Consider the following 876-nt stretch of genomic DNA (forward strand, 5'->3'; position numbering starts at 1 on the left):
TCACCGCAGGACTTCAACAGTCAACTCGACCAATGGCTTGCGACTGCCAACGCGCGTCGGGTGCGGGTCCTCGATGGTCGCCCGGTCGACTTCATCGATGCCGATCGAGCTCACATGTTGGCGCTGCCGCCGGTGCCGCCGGTCGTGCAGTCGGTTTCCTCGGTGCGGCTGGGACGTGACTACTACGTGCGGGTGGCCGGTAACGACTACTCCGTGGACCCGGGCGCGATCGGCCAACTCGTCGACGTGACCACCACCCTTGCCCAGGTGACGGTGGCCCGAGCCGGCCGCCTCCTGGCGGCTCATGACCGCTGTTGGGCGGCGCGACAAACGCTGACCGATCCCGCCCACGTCGCCAGCGCCGCAGCGCTGCGACAGCAGTTCCAAACCGGCCAGCCACCCGCCGCAGGTGATCACCTGGTTCGTGATCTGGCCGACTACGACCGCGCATTCGGCGTCGAATTCACCACTGGCACAGCGACCTCCGATGGTGAGGTGGCATGAGCATGGCCGAAGAACCGATCAAAGCCGTCCTGCACTACGCCCAAGCACTCAAAGCACCCCGCATCCGCGACTCGGCGGCCCGGCTGGCCGAGCAAGCCCGCGACGCCAACTGGACTCACGAAGAGTATTTGGCGGCAGTGCTGTCGCGGGAGGTTTCGGCCCGTGAGGCCTCGGGTGCGGCGACTCGTATCCGCTCGGCCGGGTTCCCGACTCGCAAGTCGTTGGAGGACTTCAACTTCGATCATCAGCCAGCATTGAATCGGGACATGATCGCCCACTTGGGCACCGGTGCTTTTCTGACCAAGGCATCAAATGTGGTGCTGCTCGGGCCGCCCGGAACTGGCAAGACACACCTGGCCATCGGGTTGGCGG

At 65.6% G+C, this 876-nt stretch carries 2 protein-coding genes; both read left to right on the top strand.

Annotation, left to right across the window (positions count from 1 at the left end; translation table 11 throughout):
- The coding region (locus RMCN_RS08370) for a Mu transposase domain-containing protein (RefSeq protein WP_409366043.1) at window positions 1-504 on the top strand (504 nt) is incomplete at its 5' end.
- Window positions 505-506: 2 nt separating this feature from the next.
- A partial coding sequence (locus RMCN_RS08375) for an ATP-binding protein (protein WP_457920653.1) occupies window positions 507-876 on the top strand: 370 nt, incomplete at its 3' end.

This window comes from Mycolicibacterium novocastrense (assembly GCF_001570485.1).
GTDB classification, from domain to species: Bacteria; Actinomycetota; Actinomycetes; order Mycobacteriales; family Mycobacteriaceae; genus Mycobacterium; species Mycobacterium novocastrense.